Source organism: Roseateles sp. (assembly GCF_965262435.1).
GTDB lineage: Bacteria > Pseudomonadota > Gammaproteobacteria > Burkholderiales > Burkholderiaceae_C > Paucibacter_A.
In genome coordinates, this window is the sequence record NZ_OZ253537.1 from 3,393,020 (window position 1) to 3,414,337 (window position 21,318).

Genomic DNA, 21,318 nt, shown 5'->3' on the forward strand with positions numbered 1-21,318 from the left:
ATGAGTCATGCTTATTGATGTGCAAGGGTGAGGCGTCTCTCTCTTTGTATTTTCGGAGCATCTGATGAAAGCAAGCAAAAAACTCCTGGCGGCAGCCGCCCTCCTGGCTGCCGTGGTGTCGGCTCAAGCGGCGACCTTTGTGACGCCGTACGGCGTTTTGAACAACTTTGGCGGCTTTGACTGGACCTCGTCCTCGTCGGTGCTGGTCAAGGGGTATGACATTCAGGCCGTTGCTTCCGGCAACATTGCCGGCAAACAGGATGTCATCGATGTGTACTACAACTCGTTCGCAACGGCGATTCTTGATGCCAACGGCAGTACGTTCTCGACGCCCAATCTGGTCAAAGGTACAGGCGCTGCCGGTTATGAACTCACGGTCAAGGCTCACTTCCAAGAGGTGGTGACTTGCGTTGATCCCCTTTGCAATTTCGTGACCATCACCCCGCTGAATGGTACTTGGAACATCTACCTGGATACTGCTCCCAACGCCAACCTGGTGAATCAGGCGGGTTTTGGGGATGGGGTGAGTATCTTGAGCGGCGTGTTTACCGGCGGCCAAACCGTGCTGACCCAGCAGGCTGCGGTCAATCCAGGTACGGGCACCACCTTGGCGAGCATTCAGGGCAGCACGACTGTGACGAACAATGCTTTCATTACCCCGAATCTTGCGGGTACCTCGGTGTCGTCGACACTGTCCTTCGGCCCCAAGGGTGTGGCCAACGGCCCGAACGGTACATGGGTTCAGCCGACCAGCTGGCAAGGTAGCGGCTTCGGCGGCGGTAACGGCGTCCCTGCCACGGGCGGCAACCAGAGGAACTTCATTGGCCAAGCGGATGCCAGCCAGTCCTTTTTCTTCAGTGTTCCTGAGCCGACTTCCCTGGCTCTGACCGGCTTCGCTCTGCTGGGTCTGGGTCTGACGGCTCGCCGTCGTAAGCAGGGTTGATTTGCCGATGCTGTGAACTTCGCCTATCGGCTGAATGTTCGCGGTGTCAGAATGCAAAAGAGGGCGTTTCGGCGCCTTCTTTTGCATGGCCGACCTGGTTCTTGAGGCCGTGTCTGCTTCAGCGGGGGTGGGGGTGTGTCAGCAATTCGACCAGTGGTCTGCGCAGTGAGCGGGACCTGGCTTGCCTGCTTGAGCCAAGGCGCCCCATGAATACCGATCGTTGTGCAGCTTCCTCACCCAGAAGTTGCTCCAAATCGAGCCTGACTTTCTCAGCCAGTGCATCCAGTCCGGGAGTGCGCGAGAACGGTCGCGCTTCTCTGGCGTAGCGGGAAAAAATCAGGGGCGTGATTTCAGGTTGCATCTGTAGGCCCACTTGAGTGGCTGTGAGCCAAAAGCGTTGCATGGCACGGCCTCCGGCTACATAGTCGCTCAGGGTCTTGGGTGGGCTTGGTGCGAGCAGGGCGAAATGCGCGCCGCAGAACAGGCTGGGCAGGAAATCCAGTTGAATGCGTGGCGTCCATGTGCCGGCCATATAGCGATTGAAAAACTCAACCCGCTCCCAGCGGGCCATTACAAACTGCATGAGTCGGGTGGTCAGCGGGTCGGTGCCAAGTGCCTGATCTGGAACCTTGGTGGCGCTGAATTGTTGCTTCCACTCGATGATGTCGCGGTGGACTTCGTAAGCTTCGGGAGAGGTCAGGCGAATTTTGGCCGACTGGAACATCAGCAACGCAGTTTGAAGTCTCGTCGGAAAGCTCTCCAGCCACTGGATCTGGTGCCCGCCCTGGGCGCTCTGCGCCAAGCTGGTCTTCTGTGCTGCAGTGAGGGGCCGCGTTCGCATAGGGCGCCTTTGAACACTTCGCAGTTCGATGACATCAATCAGGGTGTCCCGGGTCAGGTCTGGTGCCGATTCAAACTTCAGGTCAAAGACGGGTCTCGTCTCCGGGGACTCTGCACGATGAGTTGCTAGCGCGCGCCATCCGTGTTCGCTGGCGGCGATGGAAGCGGTTTCGATCAATGCGCCCATCGCGATCTGGCTGGGGTGGCCGTCCAGGTCGTAGACACAGTGATCACGGGTATCAAAGCCGTGAATGATGACGTGCCTTGGGTTGACGACTTCGAAGCGCCAAGGTTGGGTGTTGTCGCCACTCGGCGCCCAGCGAGCCAGGTCAAGAATGCGTCGAATTTGTGATTCGGGGGTCATGATGTTTCCTCGGAACTCGTGTGTTTGGGTTGGTTTTCTTGTCGCGGCTGGATTGTCTTGTTGTCCTCGGGCATCATGCCGCGATATGAAGAATGGAAGCGACTCAAACACAAGGTGCCGCCATGGATGTTCGACCTGAATTTAACTATGCGCGCGCGTTTTCTCGAAATATTGGCTGGGTAACGCAAGAGGAGCAGGTGCGACTGCGCGCGTCGAAAGTGGCGGTGGCCGGCTTGGGTGGTGTTGGTGGCGCGCACTTGTTGACACTAGCCCGTTTAGGCGTGGGTGCTTTCCATATTTCGGACTTTGACCGCTTTGAGGTCCACAACATGAATCGCCAGGTTGGGGCGCAAATGTCGACCCTGGGCCGGACCAAGGTCGAGGTCTTGGCCGAAATGGCGCTGGACATCAATCCCGAGGCGCAGATCGAGACCTTTGGCGAAGGCGTGACGGCGGAAAACCTGGATGCTTTTCTATCTGGAGTTGACGTGTATGTCGACGGAATAGATTTCTTTGCCATCGAGGCCCGGCGGATGTTGTTCCGGGCTTGTTATGAGCGTGGAATCCCTGCTTTGACTGCTGCGCCTTTGGGGATGGGGGTTGCGTTTCTCTACTTCAAACCCGGCGGCATGAGTTTTGAGGACTATTTCAAGGTTGAAGGTCGCAGCCAGCAGGAGCAGTACGCACGTTTTATCGCTGGCTTGTCGCCGGCTATGTTGCAGCGTGGCTATTTGGTGGCGCCCGAGGCTGTGAATTTTCACGAGAAACGTGGTCCCTCCACCATGATGTCTTGTGATCTTTGCGCTGGCGTGATGGGTGTCTCGGTGCTCAAAGTCTTGCTTAATCGCGGTGCTTTGAAGGCGGCGCCATGGGTGATGCACTTTGATGCGTACAAGCAGAAGCTGAGCTTCAGTTGGCGCCCTTTTGGTAATGCCAACCCCTTGCAGCGCTTGCTTTTGTTGTTGATTCGTCCCTTGCTGAAGGGGTCGGGTCGTCCTGGCTCTTGATGTTTCTTGACTCCGGGTATGTCCGGGGTGTGTCGAATATCCGTTCAAATTCGTGCACCACTGCCGTTTTCGGGCATGGGAGACGCCTGTTTGCAGGGGCTGAGCGATGGTCGCCCTGTGGCATGATGCCGGAGGTTTTTCAGGTTGCTTTTTTGCGTGGCGTCCGTCGCAGCACTGGCAGTGTTTGCCGCAGCCGATGAATTTGAGAGGACAAACCTTGAACAAGTTTCTTGCTTCGACCCTGCGCCGTGTTGGCCTTGTTTTCGGTGTTGCAGCGTCAATGCTGTTTTCCGGCTGTGCCAGCGTGGACGGCAAGTTCCCTCCGGCGCCCGCGAGCGCCACGTCGGGTGACTACAGTTACATCATTGGTGCCGGTGATTCGTTGAACATCATGGTCTGGCGAAATCCAGAGCTGTCCATGGTCGTGCCTGTCCGTCCGGACGGCAAGGTGGCTGCGCCCTTGATTGACGAGATGGTGGTTCAGGGTAAGAACTCGGTCGCGGTAGCGCGTGAGATTGAGGCTCAGCTCGGCAAGTATGTGCGTGATCCCGTGGTTACCGTGATCGTGACCAGTTTTGTGGGACCTTACAGTGAGCAGATTCGCGTGATTGGGGAAGCCGCGCGGCCGCAGGCGCTTCCCTTCAAGCAGAAGATGACGGTGCTGGACGTGATGATCGCTGTGGGCGGCCTGACGGACTTCGCTGCCGGTAACGAGGCCACCATCCTTCGCTCTTCGGAGGGAGCGGGTAAGCAGTACTCGGTTCGATTGAAGGATCTGATCAAGCGTGGCGATGTCTCCGCCAATGTGGAAATGCGGCCAGGTGATGTGCTGATCATCCCGCAAAGCTTGTTCTGATCTCGATATTGCGAGTCCTCGTGCGAAAGGCCAGAGCCGACTCGGCGAGGCTTCCGGCATGGGTTTGGCCCGGGTTGGGCTCGCCGCTTGTGTCCTAATTCTGGAACCCTATCTCGATGGACTTACTCATTGCGCAGCTGCAGGCGATTGCCCGGCGGGTGTGGAAATATCGTTGGACCGGTGTCGCAACAGCCTGGATCGTTGGCTTGATTTGCGCCGTGATTGTTTGGATTCTTCCGGATCGATACGAGGCGAATGCCCGAATCTTTGTGGACACGCAGTCCATATTGAAGCCATTGATGTCCGGTCTGGCGGTCCAGCCGAATATCGAGCAGCAAGTGACCATGTTGAGTCGGACTCTGATCAGCCGGCCCAATGTGGAAAAGCTGGTTCGGATGGCCGACTTGGACTTGAAGAATCAGTCCAAAGCGCAGCAAGAAGCCACGATTGAAACCGTGACCAAGAATTTGTCGATCCAGAGTACGGCTCGAGATAACTTGTACACGTTGGCCTACCGTGACCACGATCCTGAGACGGCCAAGCGTGTGGTGCAGTCTCTGGTGTCTATCTTTGTAGAGTCTAGTCTGGGGGCGAGTCGCAAGGATGCGGCCACGGCCACTTCCTTCATCAACGAGCAGATCAAGTCCTACGAGGCGAAGCTGGAAGAGGCGGAGAGTCGCCTGAAAGAGTTTCGGCTGCGCAACATCCAAAATATGTCGGGTGATGGCAAAGATGCCGCCAGCCGCTTGGGTGAGTTGAGCGCACAGCTGGAACGTGCCCGCCTGGAGTACCGTGAGGCCGTCAATGCTCGTGACGCAGCCAAAACCCAGCTGACACAGGAGCGAGCTGGAACCACGAACTCCCCGGTCAAAGCCTTGCTGCAAGAGGGTGATGCGGTGGTGGCTACTCCCGAGATCGATTCGCGCATCGATGCCCAACGCCGAAACCTTGACTCTTTGTTGCAGCGATACACCGATCAACATCCCGATGTGATCGGCGCTCGCAAGTTGATCAAAGATTTGGAGTCGCAAAAGGCCAAGGAAGTGTCCGAGCTGCGCAAGGTCGCAGCAGCGGCGGCGGCTGCGCCGTCGCCGTTGGGGGGTAACAGCGGCAGTTTGGCCTACCAGGAAATGAATCGCCTGTTGGCAACCAGCGAAGTCCAGGTGGCTGCGCTCAAGGCCCGGGTGGACGAGTACTCCTCGCGTTATGCGCAGGCGCTATCGGCAGTGAAGACTGCGCCGCAGTTGGAGTCTGAGGCTGCGCAGCTCAACCGTGACTACGCGATCCATAAGAAAAATTATGAAGACTTGGTCTCACGCCGCGAATCGGCTTCCATCACCGGTGAGCTGGATGTGGCCTCAGGCGTGGCGGACTTCCGCCTGATTGATCCGCCGCGGGCCAATCCGAAACCGGTGGCGCCAAATCGCCTGCTCTTGCTGCTAGGCGCGCTCTTGGTGTCTTTGGCTGCTGGCGTGCTGGCCAGTTTTGCAGTCAGCCAGTTGCGTCCGGTGTTCCATGACACGCTGGAGATGCGTGCTCGACTGGATGTGCCGATTCTTGGCGTGGTGACGCGCTTGGTCTCCGAGGCTGACAAGCGCAACCAGCGGTCGGACTTGATCCGTTTTGGTGCTGCGACCGGCGGCTTGGTGGGACTCTATGTACTGGGCTTAACGGCGCTGGCAATCATGTTGAGCAGGCAGGTGGTCTGAGATGAGCAGTCTGATTGAACAAGCAGCCCAGCGGCTGGAGCAACTGCGACAGGCTGGTGTGGTCCTGCCCAATGATGTGCAGTCCATGCCGCAGTCAAACCCCGTTGGTTTTCCTGGTGAAAACTCGGAGGCATTTGGCAGCTTCGCGGCCCCCGGGGTCGGCCAGTCGGAGGAGCTGCATCCCGCATCCAAGCGTGTGGACCTGGACCTCGAAGCACTGGCAGCCCAAGGCTTCTTGACGCCCAACGCAGCGCGCTCCCACATGGCGGATCAATATCGGGTCATCAAGCGCCCCTTGATCAAGAACGCCATGGGTAAGGGCGTAGCCAGCCTCAACCACTCCAACCTGATCATGGTGACCAGTGCTTTGGCGGGCGAGGGCAAAAGTTTCACCTCCCTGAACCTGGCCCTGAGCATCGCCGCTGAGTTGGACAACACGGTGATGTTGGTCGATGCCGATGTGGCGCGGCCTTCAGTGCTGCGCATGTTGGGTTTGCCTCAAGGGCCGGGTTTGTTGGATGTGCTGGAGGAGTCTGTGGACATGTCCAGCGTCTTGTTGCGTACCAATGTTGACAAGCTCACCTTGTTGCCGAGCGGTACCCCACATGCTCGCGCCACCGAGTTGCTGGCCAGTGATGCCATGAGTCACTTGCTGGACGATATGGCACGTCGCTACCCCGATCGGATCATTATTTTTGATTCACCGCCTTTGCTCTTGACCACCGAGTCGCGAGTTCTTGCGTCGCACATGGGGCAAATCGTGGTGGTGGTCCATGCGGAGAAAACGGCGCAAAGCGCGGTTCAGCAAGCTTTGGCGACCATCGAAACTTGCCCCTTGAAAATGCTGTTGTTGAACCAGGCCAACGCGAACACCTCGGGCGGCTATGGCAGTGGCGGTTATGGCTATGGCTACGGTTATGGCACTGAAGACACGGCCAGCTGAACTCATGCCCAGCCGATATTTTCATGAGCGAAACTTGTCGCCGCGGCCTCGCGCACTGGCCTTGGCGGCGGCCTGCTTGTTGTGTGCGGGTTCAGCCTGGGCTCAGGACGGGTCGTCTCAAGTCGGCGCTGCCGGGCCTACGGCCACGGGTCGGCCGTCTGTGCTGGTGGAGCCGCGATTCGGTGTCATGCAGACCTGGACCGACAACAACCGCTTGACTCGCACGGGCAAAGATGCCGCCCTCCTGACGACCCTGACGCCTGGCGTGTCCATCAGCACGACGCGTGGTGCAGTCCGGGGCTCCCTCGACTACTCACTGAACGGCATCGTTTATACAAAGAGCGACGAAAAGGCTCGTATCCAGCACAGCCTGTCGGCCAAAGGCGTGGCCGAGCTCATTGACAGGCTGTTTTTTGTGGACGCCAACGCTTCGATTTCTCAGCAGGCGGCGTCAGCGTTTGGCGTGCAGTCGGTGGACCCATCCCTGGCCAATTCCAATCGCCGTGAGACGGCCACTGTCAGCTTGGCGCCGCGTCTGCAGGGACACATCGGCAGCGTGGCTAATTTTGAGTTGCGCGCCAACACCTCAGCGACCAATGTGTCGGATGCAGTGATTGGCGACAGCCATGCCAATGGAGCGAGCCTTCGGGTCAGCCGAGCGGGGCGGGCGGCGCTGACTTGGTCGGTCGATGCTTCGACCCAGAAGTCCAGTTTCAAGACCGGTGCGCAGAACCGCGTCAGCAGCCTGACCGGCAGCCTCAGCTACAAGCCCGATATCGATTGGCAGTTGGGCGTGTTGGCGGGGCGAGAGCGCAGCGATTTGAAGGACTTTGTGCTGCGCAACAGTTCGACCTATGGTGCCAATCTCAGCTGGACGCCGTCGCTGCGCACCAAGCTCTCCGCCGACTTCCAATCCCATGAGTACGGGGACTCTTTCAGCTACAACTTGGAGCACCGGTGGTCGCGTTCGGCGCTGCGCTTCTCCGACTCCCAGTCGGTCAATGCGGCCAACTTTCAAAACGCTGGCGCACCGCGTAGCAATTACGACCTGTATTTCTTTCAGTTCGCCTCCCTGGTGCCGGATCCAGCGCAGCGCGACGTGTTCGTTCGCAATTTCCTTCGCACCCAGGGCCTGAGTGCAGACGCCTTGGCGAGCAGTGCGGTGGTGGACACAGGTCCGACGGTGCTTCGTACCCAGTTGTTGTCCTACTCTCTGCAGGGGGTGCGGACCACGGTGACGACGACCGCCAGTCGCAGCAACAACCGGCGCTTGGCCTCGGCCAGTTCGAGTTCAGGTGATTTCGCAGCCAATGGTCGCGTGTTGCAACGCAGCCTCAGTTTGAACGTCTCACACAACCTGACGCCGACCTCAAGCGCCGTCCTGAGCGTGATACAGCAGGACAGCGAGGGTGATTCGGCCGCTCAGTCCACGACGCTGCGTTCTATTTCAGCGAGCTGGAACTGTCGCCTCGGCGCACGGGTCAATTTCACTTTAGGCGCGCGTGCCGCGCACTCGGGTGGGTTGATTTCTTACCGCGAAAACGCCATGTTCGCCAACCTCGTCCAGCAGTTCTGAGCCATGTATGAATCCTTCTACGGGTTGAGCAGCAAGCCGTTCCAGCTCAGTCCTGATCCTAATTTCTACTTCGGCAGCAAACAGCACAGGCGCGCCAAGGCCTATTTGGACTATGGAGTCCTGCGCAACGATGGTTTCATCGTCATCACCGGTGAAATCGGTGCAGGCAAGACGACGCTGCTGCGGGGCTTGCTGGACAGCCTGAATCGCAGCAATGTGGTGATCGGCAATCTGGTTACCACGCAGCTTGATGCGGAGGACACGCTGCGAATGGTCGGCTCGGCCTTTGGCGTGCGCTTGAAGGACTTGCCAAAGTCTGAGGTCTTGATGACTCTGGAGGCCTTCTTCGTCAGCCAGACCACGCAGGGCAAGCGCTGCCTGCTGATCGTGGACGAAGCGCAGAATTTGTCAGCGCGTGCGGTGGAAGAGCTGCGCATGCTGTCGAATTTCCAGTTCGGCAACCAGTCTTTGCTCCAGACCTTTTTGGTCGGCCAGCCGGAATTCCGAGGCATCCTGCAGCGGCCTGAGATGGAGCAATTCCGTCAGCGTGTGGCGGCCACCTGCCATATCGGACCCTTGGATGAAGACGAAACCAAGGCGTATATCGAGCACCGCCTGAAATGCGCAGGCAGCACTGGCAAGCCGACCTTTGATGCGGATGTATTTCCGCTGATTTACAAAACCAGCCAGGGCATTCCTCGCCGTATCAATTCCTTGTGCGATCGTCTGCTGCTGCTGGGTTTCATGGGTAACAAGGTCAATTTGACCCTCCATGAACTCCATGACGTGCTCAAAGATATTGCGCAAGAAGCACAAACACCCACTCAGGTGGTGGGTGGCGGATCGGACACAGGTGTGGGTAAATTCCTGGACACCGATCAGCCCATTGATTTCTCGCGAGTGAAGCTGAATTCCGAGCAAGTCAATGGCTTGAGTGAGGAGCTCTCGAACCTCAGCCAGGGGCATCTCGCAGAACGGTTGCAGCGACTCGAGAATGGCTTGCAGCGTCTGGAACGCATCAATCTGCAGACTCTGAGCTTGCTGCAGAAGCTGGTGGAAGCGGTCCGGACCAACTGAAGCCCGCGGTCCAGCGCTCGCAGGCTCCACCTGGAGGTCGGGCCGAGAAGGGCAGTGGGGTGTCGGCCACGATCAGTCGATCGTGCTTGAGAAAATTTTTGGAAACCAACAAGAGTGGGTGCGCAGAGTCTCATGTCTGAACAAAAAGCCATACGGAATGCGATGACCGTGGATGTGGAAGATTACTTCCAGGTCTCGGCCTTCGCGCCCTATATTGCGCGTGGCGATTGGGAAGGCTGCGAATGCCGGGTGGAGCGCAATATCGAGCGCATCCTGGCCCTGTTCGCCCAACATCAAACCAAGGCCACGTTCTTCACCCTGGGTTGGATCGCGGAGCGTTACCCGCAGGTGGTGCGGGACATCGTGGCGGCGGGCCACGAACTCGCCAGCCATGGCTACGGCCATGAGCGCGCCAGCGATTTGAGCCCGCAGGCTTTCATGCAGGACATCGTCCGCGCCAAGAAGCTGCTGGAAGATCTCGGCGGCCACGAGGTGATTGGCTACCGCGCGCCAAGTTTCTCGATCGGCAAGAGCAATCTCTGGGCCTTCGACACTTTGCGTGAGGCCGGCTACCAATACAGCTCCAGCGTCTACCCGATCCAGCACGACCATTACGGCATGCCCGATTCGCCGCGCTTCGCCTACCCGGTGCGTGAGGGCCTGCTGGAAGTGCCGGTCACGACCTTGCGGGTGATGAACAAGAACCTGCCGTCCAGCGGCGGTGGCTATTTCCGCCTGCTGCCCTATCCGGTGTCGCGCTGGTTGATTCGCCAGGTCAATGCCCAGGATCAACAGTCGGCCGTGTTCTATTTCCACCCCTGGGAAATCGACGTCGACCAGCCGCGTGTCGCAGGTATCGACAGCAAGTCGCGCTTCCGTCATTACGTCAATATTGCGCGTACTCACGACCGCATCGGCCGCCTGCTGCAGGATTTCGCCTGGGGTCGCATGGACGAGATCTTCCTGGGTCGGCGCACTGTGGCGCTGGCCTCCAGCGCGGTTGCAGCCTGAGCCATGGCTGCACTCCAGATCAAGCGCCTGACGGCGCAAGACGCCGCGCTTGCCCGCCGCTGGGACGAGTTCGTCCTGGCCTGCCCGCAAGCCACCTTTTTCCATCGCGCCGGCTGGCTGCGCATGGTCGAGCAGGTGTTCAAGCACCAGGGCTTTTTCCTCTACGCTGAGCGCGATGGCCAGATCGAGGGCGTGCTGCCGCTGGCCCAGGTCAAGAGCATGCTGTTCGGCCATTCGCTGGTGGCCTTGCCCTTTGCGGTGTACGGCGGTGTTGCAGCCCTGAACGACGAGGCAGCCGCCGCTCTGGAGCAAGAAGCGCAGGCCATCGCGCAGCGCCTCGGTGCTGAGCATCTCGAGTTCCGCAATATCGCGCCCCGTCACGCCGACTGGCCCAAGCAGGATCTGTACGTCACCTTCCGCAAGGAAATCTTGCCCGAGGAAGAGGCCAATATGTTGGCCATCCCGCGCAAGGCCCGGGCCAGCGTGCGCAAAGGCATCAAGAACAATCTGGTCTCGCACATCGATCCAACGGTGGATCGCTTTTTCGCGCTCTACGCCGACAACACCCACCGCCATGGCACGCCGGCCATGCCCAAGCGCTACTTCGCGGCCTTGCTGGACGAGTTTGGTGCCGATGCCGAAGTGCTGACGGTGACCGATGCTCAGGGCAAGCCGGTCAGCTCGGTGCTGAGTTTCTATTTTCGCGACGAGGTCTTGCCCTATTACGCCGGCGACGACGAAGCCGCGCGCGATCTGGCGGGCAACGACTTCAAGTACTGGGAACTGATGCGTCGCGCCTGTGCACGCGGGCTCAAGGTCTTTGACTACGGCCGCAGCAAGCAGGGCACCGGCTCCTACGCATTCAAGAAAAACTGGGGCTTCGAGCCGACGCCCTTGAACTACGAGTACTGCCTCTACAAACGTGATGCCGTGCCGCAGAACAATCCGAGCAATGCGAAGTACCAGCTTCTGATCAAGACTTGGCGGCGTTTGCCCCTGGGCTTTGTCAACTGGCTAGGCCCCTTCATCGTGCGCAACCTGGGTTAAGCCATGCCCGTCTCGATCCCGCGCTTGGTCTTGTCACGAAGCCGCCTAACCAATCTGTTTTTTCGCGCACGTCTGCGCGTCCAGCCGCTATGAGCTTGCGCGTTCTCCACATCCTCGACCATTCCCTGCCCCTGCACAGCGGCTACAGCTTTCGCACCGCCTCCATCCTGCGCGAGCAGCGCGCGCGCGGTTGGATCACGTCCCACCTGACCAGCCCCAAGCAGGGCCCGGGTGAGGGCCTGATTGAGGAGGCGTCGGGCTGGGCTTTCCATCGCACGCCCAGCACCGCGGCCGATGGTCTGATCCGCCAGATGCAGCTGACGGCCGCGCGCATCCGCGAAGTCGTCGCCATCGAGCGCCCTGACATCATCCACGCCCATTCGCCGGTGCTCAATGCCTTGCCCAGCCTCTGGGTCGGGCGTCAGCTGCGTCTGCCGGTGGTGTACGAGATGCGTGCCTCTTGGGAGGACGCTGCCGTGGACCATGGCACCACCAGTGAAGGCAGCCTGCGATATCGTGTGTCGCGTGCGCTGGAGAGCTTTGCGCTCAAACGCGCCGATCAGATCACCACCATTTGCGAGGGCCTGCGTGGCGACATCATGTCGCGCGGTGTGCCGGCTGATCGCATCACCGTGATCCCGAACGCGGTCGATGCCCAGGCCTTCCAGTTCGGCGTCAGCCCGGACCCGGTGCTGCGCACCAAGCTGGGCCTGGACGGCGCCGTCGTGCTGGGCTTTGCCGGCTCCTTTTACGGCTATGAAGGCCTGCATCTGCTGCTGGATGCCGCGGCCCGCCTCTGGCCCACGTTGCCGCAGCTGCGCGTGCTGCTGGTCGGCGGCGGCCCGCAGGAAGCGGCGCTCAAAAGCCAGGTGGAACGGCTGGGCTTGCAGCAACATGTGGTGTTCACCGGCCGCGTGCCGCATGCTGAAGTTCAGCGTTACTACGAGCTGATTGATGTATTGGCTTATCCGCGCTTGCCGATTCGCCTGACCGAGCTGGTGACGCCGCTCAAGCCTTTGGAAGCCATGGCCCAAGGGCGCATGTTTGTGGCCTCCGATGTCGGCGGCCACCACGAACTGGTGCGCCACGGCGAGACCGGCCATCTGTTCAAAGCCGGTGACGTCGGCGCTCTGGCCGCAGCCATCGAGCAGCTGCTGGCCCAGCGCGAGCAATGGCCGCGCATCGCCGCGCAGGCCCGCCATTTCGTGGAAACCGAGCGCACCTGGGCCCGCAGCGTGGCCCGCTACGAAGAGGTCTACCGGCGCGCCCTGAGCCGCTACGGCCGTACTTTCCCTGTTGTTTCTTCCTGAGGCCCGACCCAGCTATGTGCGGCATCCACGGCATCCTGCGTCTTGACGGCGCCCCGGTCGAATCGGCCCATCTGAGCCTGATGGGCAACATCACCCAGCATCGCGGTCCCGACGATGAAGGCCAGCACATCGACGGTGCCTGCGGCATCGCCATGCGCCGCCTGTCCATCATCGACCTGGCTGGCGGCCACCAGCCCCTGTCCAACCAGGACGGCAGCCTCTGGCTGGTCTGCAATGGCGAGATCTACAACTACCGCGAGCTGCGTGCTGAGCTGCAAGCCAAGGGTTTTCAGTTCAAGACCGGCTCCGACAGCGAAGTGCTGCTGCATCTGTACGATGCCGAGGGCGACGACTTCGTCCACCGCCTCAACGGCATGTTCGATTTCGCGCTTTGGGACGCGCGCCGCCGCCGCCTGCTGATCGGCCGCGACCGCATCGGCGTCAAGCCGCTCTATGTGATGCAGGACGGCCAGCGCCTGGCTTTTGCCACCGAAGCCAAGGCCTTGCTGGCCCTGCCTGGCGCCCGGGCCGAGCTGGACACCCGCGTGCTGTCCAGCTATTTGCAGCTGGGTTATGTGGCAGCGCCGGGCAGCATGTTCAAGGGCATTCGCAAGCTGCCACCGGCGACGCTGCTGGCGGTGGAGGGCGGTCAGGTCAAAGAATGGCGCTACTGGCGTATCTCGCCGCAGATCCGCCGCGATTGGAGCGAGGCCGAGTGGATCGAGCGCTCGCGCGAAAGCCTGCAGCGCGCCGTGCGCATGCAGATGGTCAGCGATGTGCCGATCGGTGCTTTCCTCTCGGGCGGCGTCGACTCCAGCGCGGTCGTGGCCTATATGGCCCGTGAGTCGAACGAGCCGATCCGAACCTATGCCATCGGTTTCGAAGGTGGCGAGGCGGAAGCCCTCTACAACGAGCTGCCGTATGCGCGGCAAGTCTCCGAGCTGTTCAAGACTCAGCACAAGGAAATCGTCGTCAAGCCCGATGTGGTGGGCCTCTTGCCGCAGCTGCTCTGGCATATGGACGAGCCGCTGGCCGACACGGCCTTTATCACCACTTATCTGGTGTCGCAGTTCGCCCGCCAGGATGTGAAGGTGATTCTCTCGGGCGTGGGCGGTGACGAGCTGTTTGGCGGTTATCGCCGTTATCTGGGCGGCCATTACGCACGCCGTTTCCAGGCGCTGCCCGCTTGGCTGCAATCGGCCATCGGCTTTGCGGCGGGCCGCCTGCCGGCCGATAGGCACTCGGGTCTGCTCAATACTTTGCGCTTGGCCAAGGGCTTTGTGGCCAGCGCCGGCATGGGCGCCGATGCGCGCTACCAGAGCTATTTGCAGGTGCTGGGGCAGGATCTGGTCGGTCGATTGTTGGTGGACGGCGTGGGCGGGCAAGACCCGCTGGCAGCGGCCTTTGCCGGCGCCGGCCATGAGGACGAGCTCAACCGCATGCTGGCCGTGGACGCCGAAACCCAGCTGCCTGACGACCTGCTGATGTTGACCGACAAGATGAGCATGGCCGTGTCGCTGGAGTGCCGCGTGCCCCTGCTCGACCATGAGCTCTTGGAGCTGGCGGCGTCAATGCCTTCCGACATCAAGATCCGCGGTGGCCGCCTCAAGCATGTGCTGAAGTCGGCGCTGGCCGATGTGCTGCCCGACGACATCTTGAACCGCAAGAAGCGCGGCTTCGGCACGCCCATGGGCGCCTGGCTCAAGAAGGAACTGGCGCCGCTGTTGCGCCGCCTGCTGGCGCCTGAGGTGGTGAAGGCCCGGGGCCTGTTCGTGCCGGCCGTGGTGTCGGGCCTGATCGCCGACCATGAAGCCAACCGCATGGACGGCACCGATGCGCTGCTGTCCTTGATGAACCTCGAAATCTGGAGCCGGGTCTATCTGGACGGCCGCAGCCCCGCCGATGTGGCGCTGGAGCTGAAGTCCTACCTGCCCCGCGCTTGACGCCCCAGCTCCTCCATCTGCCCGCATGAACATCCTCTACGTCTGCCATCGCTTTCCCTTCCCGCCCAAGCGTGGAGGCAAGATTCGGCCCTTCAATATGATCCGCCACCTGACGGCGGCGGGGCATGAGGTCACCGTCTGCTCGCTGGTACGGGCCGAGGACGAAGGCGTGGAAGGGCAGGGCATTGCACCGCACTGCAAGGCCTTCCATATGGCGCGCGTGCACAACCCGGTGCAGGCCTTGCGCATGGTGGCGCGTCTGCCTCTGACCACGCCCTCGTCCATGGGCTTTTTCTACTCGGCCGAGCTGGCAGCCAAGATCAAGCATCTGCTGGCCACGCAGAAGTTCGATTTGATCTTTGTCCACTGCTCCTCGGTCGCGCAGTACGTGGAGCATGTGCAGGACATTCCCAAGATCCTGGACTTCGGCGATATGGACTCGCAGAAGTGGCTGGAGTACGCGGACGCCAAGCCTTTTCCTTTGTCGCTGGGTTATCGGCTTGAGGGCTACAAGATGCTGGCGGCCGAAAAGCGCCTGGCCCGTCGCTTTGACATCTGCACCGCCACCACACGCGCTGAGTGGCAAACGCTCAACGACTACGGCACGGGTGCAGCGACCGACTGGTTCCCCAACGGTGTTGATGCCGATTACTTCAGCCCCGATGGCACGGACTACGACCCCGACACCATCAGCTTCATCGGGCGCATGGATTACTACCCCAACCAGGAATGCATGTCGCGTTTCTGCGCGGAAACCTGGCCCTTGATCAAGGCGCGTCGCCCGCAGATGAAGCTGACCATCGTCGGCGCCGATCCCTCTCCCGCCATGCGCAAGCTCGGTGAGATCGACGGCGTTACCGTGACTGGCTCGGTGCCGCATGTGCAGCCCTATGTGCGCAAATCGGCCCTGATGGTGGCCCCGCTGGCGATTGCCCGCGGCACGCAGAACAAGATTCTCGAAGCCATGGCCATGGGCGTGCCGGTGGTGACCAGCAGCATCGCTGCGGGTGGTGTCGACGCGGAGGCCGAGACCCATTTGTTGGTCGCCGACACGCCGCAGCAATGCGCCGATGCGGTGCTTCGCATCGTCGAGAACCCCGCCGAGCGGGAGCGCCTGTCAATTGCCGGTCGCGCGCGCATGCTCAGCCACCATGCCTGGCCGCGCTCCATGGAGCGCCTGGACAAGATCATTGCCCAGGTTCTGGCCTCGGCATCCACATCATCAAAAAAGCAGGCGGTGAAGTCATGAAGATCAGCATATTCGGATTGGGCTATGTGGGCGCGGTGTCGCTGGCCTGCTTGTCGCGAGACGGCCATGATGTGGTGGGCGTGGACATCGAGCCGGCCAAGCTGGACCTGATCAAGAACGGCAAGACGCCGGTGGTCGAGGAGGGCATGGTGGAGCTGATGGCGCAAGTCGCGGCTAGCGGCCATGTCAGCGTGACGACGGACGCGGTGCAGGCGGTGCTGAGCACCGAGATCTCGCTGGTCTGCGTGGGCACGCCCTCGGCGGCCAACGGCAGCCAGGACCAGGGCGCGGTGCTGCGCCTGGCCGAGCAGATCGGTGAAGCGCTCAAGCAAAAGAGCGAGCCGCATGTGGTGGTGTTCCGCTCGACCCTGGTGCCGGGCACGGTGGAAGACGTGCTGCGCCCCATCATCGAGCGCGCCTCGGGCAAGCGCGACGGCGTGGACTTCCACCTGTGCTTCCAGCCCGAGTTCTTGCGCGAAGGCAGCTCCATCCGCGACTACGACAAGCCGCCCTTCACCATCGTCGGTGCCAACCATGACTACGCGGCCGAGCGGCTGCAAGCCTTGTTCGGCCATCTGCCCTGCAAGTTTCTGAAGACCTCGGTGCGCGCGGCCGAGATGATGAAGTACTGCTGCAACAACTTCCACGCGCTCAAGATCACCTTCGCCAACGAGACCGCGCGCCTGTGCGGCGCGCTGGGTGTGGATGCCTTTGAAGTGATGGACCTGGTCTGCCAGGACACGCAGCTCAACATCTCCAAGGCCTATCTGAAGCCGGGCTTTGCCTTCGGCGGCTCCTGCCTGCCCAAGGATTTGCGCGCGACGACCTATCTGGCGAAGACGCACGATTTGGAGCTGCCCATGCTCTCGGGCATCCTGGCCTCCAACCGCCAGCACTTGGACCAAGCGCTGGACAAGCTGCTGGCCCTGGGCAAGCGCAAGATCGGCTTCATCGGTCTGTCCTTCAAGACCGGCACGGACGACCTGCGCGAAAGCCCGCTGGTGACCCTGGCCGAGCAGCTGATCGGCAAGGGCATGCAGCTGTCGATTTATGACCCTGAGGTGCATCTGGCCAGCCTGCTGGGCGCGAACCGCAGCTTTGTGCAGAAGCATCTGCCGCACATCGGCGAGATGCTCAAGGGCGAGTTGGCCGAGGTGGTGCAGGACAGCGAGGTGCTGGTGATGGGTCTGTCGGGCGCAGAGATCGCCGCGCAGGTGGCGGGCCTGGCGCGTGCGGACCAGGACCTGCTGGACCTGGTGAACCTGCCCAACAAGGCGGACTTCAAGGCTCGGGTGCAGGGGCTGTGCTGGTGATGAATCCGGCCAACCACCCTCCCGCGCAAGGGGGCGCTTCATTCGGTCTCGCTTGGCCGCGTGCTCTGCTCGGGCTCGCGGTGGTCTCGCTCTTGGTGCTGGGCCTGTACCATCAGACAGCCTGGGCCATGGTGCAGATTTGGGACCGCTCGGAAACCTTTGCCCATGCCTTCACGGTGCCGCCGATCGCGCTGTGGCTGATCTGGCGTCAGCGCGCGGCCTTGGCTCTGGTCGAGCCGCGCCCTTCGCCGTGGTTTCTGCTGCCGTTTGCGGCCTTTGGCTGCTTGTGGTTGCTGGGTGATCTGGCGGCCGTCAATGCCGCCACACAACTGGCCTTGGTGGGCATGCTGGTCTTTGCCGTGCCTTTGTGCCTCGGCTCGGCTGCGGCCCGTGTCATCACCTTCCCGCTCGCCTTCTTTTTCTTTGCCGTGCCCATCGGCGAATTCCTGATGCCGCTGTTCATGGACTGGACGGCCGACTTCACGGTCAGCGCCCTGCGTTTGAGCGGCATCCCGGTCTACCGCGAAGGCTTGCAGTTCGTGATCCCGAGCGGCAATTGGTCGGTGGTCGAGGCATGCAGCGGCATTCGCTATTTGATGGCCTCGGTGATGGTGGGCGCCTTGTTCGCCTATCTCAACTACCGTTCACTCAAGCGGCGTGTGATCTTTGTGATCTTCGCCATCCTGCTGCCCGTGGTGGCCAACTGGGTGCGAGCCTATCTGACCGTGTTGCTCGGCCATGTGTCCGGCAACAAGCTGGCCACAGGTGCCGACCATCTGCTGTACGGTTGGGTGTTCTTCGGCATCATCATGGTCGCCATGTTCATGGTCGGAGCGCGCTGGGCAGAGCCCGATGCACCCGCGCCCGAGGGCAATCCGGGGCCGGGCATGCTCGGTTTGCCTCGCCGCCTGAGTGCTTCTGCCGTGGTCACGCTGGTGTCGGCTCTGGTACTGGTGTTGCTGCCGTTTGTCTGGTCGCAGCGCCTGTCCCTGCAGTCCCCGAAGCCGGATCTGGTGCTGAGTCTGCCAGCCGGCAAGGTCGGCAGCTGGCAAGTGGCACCAGGCAGTCCAGTCATGTTGAAACCTGTGTTCCAGGCGCCAGCTGGGCAGACCGATGCGGTCTACCGCAAGGGCGACCGGCAATTGGGTTTGCATCTCGCCTATTACCGCCAGCAAAGCTACAGCAGCAAGCTGATCAGCTCGGTCAACACCTTGGTCACCAGCGAAGATCGCCGGTGGTCTTCGGTGTCGCAGGGGAGCGTGGACTTGCAAGAACCCGCCATGCGCATGCGCCGTGTCGAACTGCGCAATGTGCAGGGCACGGGCAGCCCCTGGCCGCAGCGCCTGGACGTCTGGCAGGTCTACTGGGTCAATGGCCAGACCACCAGCAGTGACTCACGGGCCAAGCTGTTCGGCCTCTGGCATCGCTTGATGGGGCAGGGCGACGATGCGGCTGCATTGACTCTCTACACAGACCGCGGTGACGACGGTGCGGGTGAGGCCGCACTGCGTGAGTTCGTGCAAGAAAACTGGGCTGCATTGGACGCCGCCCTGCGCAAGACCCGGGACGGCCAGGGCAGCGTGCCTGCCGCGTCTCCGTGATCAGCTGTTTTGAAATTTGAACTGACAAGGGAAACAAGATGACGACCTTAGCGGTGATCGGCCTGGGCTATGTGGGCCTGCCATTGGTGGTGGAGTTCGGCAAGCAGATCCGGACCATCGGTTTTGATATTTCGACCGCCAAGGTCGAATCCTGCCAGCGCGGCGTCGACCCCTCGCGCGAGTTGAGCGACGAGCAAGTGCAAGCCGCCACCCATGCGGTCTACACCGACAAGCCCGAGATGCTGGCGGAGGCCGACATCATCATCGTCGCTGTGCCCACGCCGGTGGACGAGGCCCACATCCCCGACTTCAAGCCCCTGATCGGCTCCAGCACCAGCGTCGGCCGCCACATGAAGAAGGGCGCCATCGTCGTGTACGAGAGCACCGTCTACCCCGGCGCCACCGAAGAGGTGTGCATCCCGGTGTTGGAGCGTGAGTCGGGCCTGAAGTGGAAGCAGGACTTCTTCATCGGCTACAGCCCCGAGCGCATCAACCCGGGCGACAAGGAACACACGCTGACCAAGATCCTGAAGATCGTCTCCGGCGACACGCCCGAGACGCTCAACAAGGTGGCTGAGCTCTACGAAAAGATCATCGTTCCTGGCGTGCACCGCGCCTCCAGCATCAAGGCCGCCGAAGCCGCCAAGGTGATCGAGAACACCCAGCGCGACCTGAACATCGCGCTGATGAACGAGCTGGCCATCATCTTCGACAAGATCGGCATCGACACCTCCGAAGTGCTGGCCGCGGCCGGAACCAAGTGGAACTTCCTGAAGTTCAAGCCGGGTCTGGTCGGCGGCCACTGCATCGGCGTGGACCCCTACTACCTGACCCACAAGGCCGACATGCTGGGCTACCACCCGCAAGTTATCCTGGCCGGCCGTCGCATCAATGACAGTATGGGCAAGTTCATTGCCGAGCAGACCATCAAGCAGATGATCGCCTCGGGTTCCCACATCAAGGGCGCCCGCGTCAATGTGCTGGGCTTGACCTTCAAGGAAGACTGCGGCGATCTGCGCAACTCCAAGGTCATCGACATCATCAACGAACTGCGCACCTACGGCGTGGAGGTGTTCGTGACCGATGCTCAGGCCGAGGCCGAGGAAGCCATGCACGAGTACGGCGTGAGCCTGCTGCCCTTCGATGATTTGCCGCGTGCCGACGCGGTGGTTGCTGCTGTGGCCCACAAGGAATACGCGAAGCTGAGCGTGGAAGACCTGGGCAAGAAGCTGGTCAAGGGCGGGGCCTTCATCGATGTGAAGGCAGCGTTTGATCAAGGCGGGCTGGAGGCTGCAGGCTTCCGCGTCTGGCGTCTCTGATCGAGCGCATCGCTTGTCCCCAGATCGCATGAACGAACGCCGACCTCTGGTCGTCCATCTGCTGTTCCGCTTCGACACCGGAGGGCTGGAGAACGGCGTGGTCAATTTGATCAACCACATGGATGCCAGCCGCTGGCGCCATGCGGTGGTGGCCATGACCGAGGTGACCGAGTTCCGACGTCGCATTCAGCGTGACGATGTGCAGTTCCTGGCGTTGAACAAGCCGCCGGGGCCGGGCGTTTTGCAGTGGGGCGCGCTCTACCGCATGTGCCGCCAATTGCGCCCGGACATCGTGCACAGCCGCAATCTGGCCGCGCTCGAAGGCCAGCTACCGGCCTGGCTGGCCCGTGTGCCGGCGCGCATCCACGGCGAGCATGGTCGGGACATGGACGATGTGGACGGCCTCAATCGCGGCAACCGCCTAACCCGGCGCTTCTACAGCCCTTATGTGCAGCGCTATGTGGCGCTGTCGCGCGATCTGGGTGGCTATCTGGAGCATGCCGTCGGCATCGCGCCGCGCCGCATCAGCCAGATCTACAACGGGGTGGACACGGACAAGTTCCGTCCGCGCGGCGATGCTAAGGCGTCGATTGAAGGCTGCCCCTTCCAATCTGGACCTCATGTGCTGGTCGGCACAGTGGGGCGCATGCAGTCGGTCAAGGACCAACTGACTCTGGCCCGCGCCTTCGTCTTGGCCCTGCAGCAGCAACCGATCTTGCGTGAGCGCCTGCGCTTAGTCATGGCGGGGGATGGCCCGCTGCGCGCCCAGGTGGCCCAGGTCCTGGCGGAGGCGGGCATGAGTGAGTTGGCTTTCTTGCCCGGTGAGCGCCGCGATGTGGCGGAGTTCATGCGCGGGCTCGATGTGTTCGCCCTGCCTTCGCTGGCGGAAGGCGTGTCGAACACCATTCTGGAGGCCATGGCCAGCGGCCTGCCGGTGCTGGCGACCCGGGTCGGTGGCAATGCGGAGTTGGTGGAGGCGGAGCGCACCGGGCTGCTGGTGCCTTCTGCCGATGTGTCGGCTATGGCTGGGGCCTTGCTCCGTCTGGCACAGGACCCGGAATTGCGCGCCGCCTTCGGCCAAGCCGGTCGCCAGCGGGTGGAGCAATGCTTCAGCTTGCGCGCCATGGTGGCAGCATATGATGCCCTGTATAGCCAAGCCCTGGGGCGGCCCACGCTCGATCTCGAACACGGTCTGCGGACCACAAAGTAG

At 61.5% G+C, this 21,318-nt stretch carries 17 protein-coding genes; 16 read left to right on the forward strand and 1 reads right to left on the reverse strand.

Annotated features, from left to right (window positions below; translation table 11 throughout):
• The first annotated feature begins 64 nt into the window (after positions 1–64).
• On the forward strand, positions 65–943 hold the full coding sequence (pepA, locus tag ACQY39_RS14645; RefSeq protein ID WP_428507411.1) for a flocculation-associated PEP-CTERM protein PepA: 879 nt from the start codon (positions 65–67) through the stop codon (positions 941–943).
• Positions 944–1,061: 118 nt separating this feature from the next.
• On the opposite strand, the gene ACQY39_RS14650 is transcribed toward pepA, so the two are convergent.
• The gene (locus ACQY39_RS14650; protein WP_428510824.1) at positions 1,062–2,150 is read right to left on the reverse strand and encodes a nitroreductase family protein; all 1,089 of its coding nucleotides are present in this window, start codon (positions 2,148–2,150) and stop codon (positions 1,062–1,064) included.
• Between the two features lie 119 nt (positions 2,151–2,269).
• On the opposite strand from ACQY39_RS14650, the gene ACQY39_RS14655 reads away from it, so the two are divergent.
• The 15 genes from ACQY39_RS14655 to ACQY39_RS14725 all read left to right on the forward strand — a co-directional run bounded on the left by ACQY39_RS14655 (position 2,270) and on the right by ACQY39_RS14725 (position 21,318).
• Positions 2,270–3,154 carry a ThiF family adenylyltransferase gene (locus tag ACQY39_RS14655; protein WP_428507413.1) on the forward strand — a complete coding sequence of 295 codons (885 nt, stop codon included), beginning with the start codon at positions 2,270–2,272 and terminating at the stop codon, positions 3,152–3,154.
• Positions 3,155–3,434: 280 nt separating this feature from the next.
• Positions 3,435–4,010 (forward strand): XrtA/PEP-CTERM system exopolysaccharide export protein, encoded by a 576-nt coding sequence (locus ACQY39_RS14660; RefSeq protein ID WP_428510826.1) that lies wholly within the window; start codon positions 3,435–3,437, stop codon positions 4,008–4,010.
• A gap of 116 nt (positions 4,011–4,126) precedes the next feature.
• Complete coding sequence (locus ACQY39_RS14665) at positions 4,127–5,719, forward strand: XrtA system polysaccharide chain length determinant (RefSeq protein WP_428507415.1); 1,593 nt, start codon at positions 4,127–4,129, stop codon at positions 5,717–5,719.
• 1 nt (position 5,720) lies between these two features.
• Positions 5,721–6,662, forward strand: a complete 942-nt coding sequence (locus ACQY39_RS14670; RefSeq protein ID WP_428507417.1) for an XrtA-associated tyrosine autokinase — start codon at positions 5,721–5,723, stop codon at positions 6,660–6,662.
• Complete coding sequence (locus ACQY39_RS14675; protein WP_428507419.1) at positions 6,604–8,238, forward strand: TIGR03016 family PEP-CTERM system-associated outer membrane protein; 1,635 nt, start codon at positions 6,604–6,606, stop codon at positions 8,236–8,238. The genes ACQY39_RS14670 and ACQY39_RS14675 overlap by 59 nt, the downstream gene beginning before the upstream one ends.
• 3 nt (positions 8,239–8,241) lie before the next feature.
• The gene (locus tag ACQY39_RS14680) at positions 8,242–9,315 is read left to right on the forward strand and encodes an XrtA/PEP-CTERM system-associated ATPase (protein WP_428507421.1); all 1,074 of its coding nucleotides are present in this window, start codon (positions 8,242–8,244) and stop codon (positions 9,313–9,315) included.
• Between the two features lie 132 nt (positions 9,316–9,447).
• Positions 9,448–10,326 carry an XrtA system polysaccharide deacetylase gene (locus ACQY39_RS14685; RefSeq protein ID WP_428507423.1) on the forward strand — a complete coding sequence of 293 codons (879 nt, stop codon included), beginning with the start codon at positions 9,448–9,450 and terminating at the stop codon, positions 10,324–10,326.
• Positions 10,327–10,329: 3 nt separating this feature from the next.
• Complete coding sequence (locus ACQY39_RS14690) at positions 10,330–11,373, forward strand: FemAB family XrtA/PEP-CTERM system-associated protein (protein ID WP_428507425.1); 1,044 nt, start codon at positions 10,330–10,332, stop codon at positions 11,371–11,373.
• 89 nt (positions 11,374–11,462) lie between these two features.
• Entirely contained in the window at positions 11,463–12,683 is a 1,221-nt protein-coding gene (locus ACQY39_RS14695) for a TIGR04063 family PEP-CTERM/XrtA system glycosyltransferase (protein ID WP_428507427.1), read from the forward strand.
• A gap of 14 nt (positions 12,684–12,697) precedes the next feature.
• Positions 12,698–14,626: an asparagine synthase (glutamine-hydrolyzing) gene (gene asnB / locus ACQY39_RS14700; protein ID WP_428507429.1), complete on the forward strand. Its 1,929-nt coding sequence runs from the start codon at positions 12,698–12,700 to the stop codon at positions 14,624–14,626.
• 25 nt (positions 14,627–14,651) lie between these two features.
• Positions 14,652–15,875: a TIGR03087 family PEP-CTERM/XrtA system glycosyltransferase gene (locus ACQY39_RS14705; protein ID WP_428507431.1), complete on the forward strand. Its 1,224-nt coding sequence runs from the start codon at positions 14,652–14,654 to the stop codon at positions 15,873–15,875.
• The gene (locus tag ACQY39_RS14710; RefSeq protein ID WP_428507433.1) at positions 15,872–17,188 is read left to right on the forward strand and encodes a nucleotide sugar dehydrogenase; all 1,317 of its coding nucleotides are present in this window, start codon (positions 15,872–15,874) and stop codon (positions 17,186–17,188) included. The genes ACQY39_RS14705 and ACQY39_RS14710 overlap by 4 nt, the downstream gene beginning before the upstream one ends.
• Positions 17,188–18,789, forward strand: a complete 1,602-nt coding sequence (gene xrtA / locus ACQY39_RS14715; RefSeq protein ID WP_428507435.1) for an exosortase A — start codon at positions 17,188–17,190, stop codon at positions 18,787–18,789. The genes ACQY39_RS14710 and xrtA overlap by 1 nt, the downstream gene beginning before the upstream one ends.
• Positions 18,790–18,827: 38 nt before the next feature.
• On the forward strand, positions 18,828–20,108 hold the full coding sequence (locus ACQY39_RS14720) for a nucleotide sugar dehydrogenase (RefSeq protein WP_428507437.1): 1,281 nt from the start codon (positions 18,828–18,830) through the stop codon (positions 20,106–20,108).
• 28 nt (positions 20,109–20,136) lie between these two features.
• Complete coding sequence (locus ACQY39_RS14725) at positions 20,137–21,318, forward strand: TIGR03088 family PEP-CTERM/XrtA system glycosyltransferase (protein WP_428507439.1); 1,182 nt, start codon at positions 20,137–20,139, stop codon at positions 21,316–21,318.